1 pseudogene is annotated in these 1110 nt (G+C 59.6%); it reads left to right on the top strand.

The window, feature by feature from the left end:
* Positions 1 to 32: 32 nt before the first annotated feature.
* Positions 33 to 1110 (top strand): annotated as a pseudogene (locus ABJK56_RS17415) (carbon monoxide dehydrogenase); the annotation flags it as partial.

The following is a 1110-nucleotide window of genomic DNA, read 5'->3' as shown; positions in this document are numbered from 1 at the left end:
TGGACAAGGTCCTGTCCTTAATGAAAAACCTCATGAAGAGGGAAAAGGGAATCGCCATGGCTGAGGAAAAGGAAAAGAAGCAGAAGGCGTACAATTTCCGGGATTTTTCCACGTGTGAAGCGACCATTCAGATGTTGCAGAAGGCGGCGGCGGACGGCGTGGAGACGGCGTTTCAGCGGGCCGCGGACATGAAGGCGTGTCCCATTGGGGCGGATTCGGCCTGTTGTAAGCACTGCGCCATGGGGCCGTGCCGGTTGAACCCCAAGGATCCCTATTCCAAGGTGGGGGTGTGCGGGGCGACCATTGATACCATTGCGGCGCGCAATTTTGCCCGGATGGTGGCATCGGGCTGTGCGGCCCACACGGACCACGGCATGAGCATGCTGGATGTGTTCCGTGAGGTGGTCAACGGCAAGATCAAGGACTACAGGATCAAGGACGAGGAGAAGCTTCGCAGCGTGGCCCAAAGTGTGGGCATTGAGGTGGAGGGCCGCGAGACCATGGAGATTGCCAAGGAGCTCTACAAGGAGCTGGAGCGGACCTACACCCAGGTGGAAGGGGAGATTCCGTTTGTGACGCGGGTTCCGGCGAAGACTTTGGAGACGTGGCGCAAGTACGGGATTGTGCCTCGAGGGGCCATGCGCGAGATCATGGAGATCATGCATCGGACCCACATGGGTGTGGACCAGGACTACGAGAATCTGGTGCGGCAGTGTTCGCGGACGGCTTTGGCCGACGGCTGGGGCGGGTCCATGGTGGCCACGGAAATCTCCGACATTCTGTTTGGGACGCCCAAGCCTTTGGTGGCCGGGGTGAACATGGGCTTTTTGAAGGAAGACCATGTGAACATCATCGTGCACGGCCATGAGCCCAATCTGTTTGAGTCCATGATTGATTCGGTGAACGATCCGGACTTGGTGGCCAAGGCCAAGGAGGCTGGCGCTGCGGGGATCAATCTTTTGGGCATGTGCTGTTCGGGGGCGGAAGTGCTTTCCCGGCACGGGGTGCCCCATGCGGGCAACTTCATGAGCACGGAGGCGGTGATTGCCACGGGCGCCGTGGACGCCATGGCGGTGGATGTGCAGTGCATCAAGCAGGCCTTGGTGCAGA

The sequence above is a fragment of the Thermogutta sp. genome, assembly GCF_039793925.1.
Classification (GTDB): Bacteria; Planctomycetota; Planctomycetia; order Pirellulales; family Thermoguttaceae; genus Thermogutta.
Note: the sequence above shows the minus strand (reverse complement) of the source record. Positions and strands in the feature narration are given on the sequence as shown.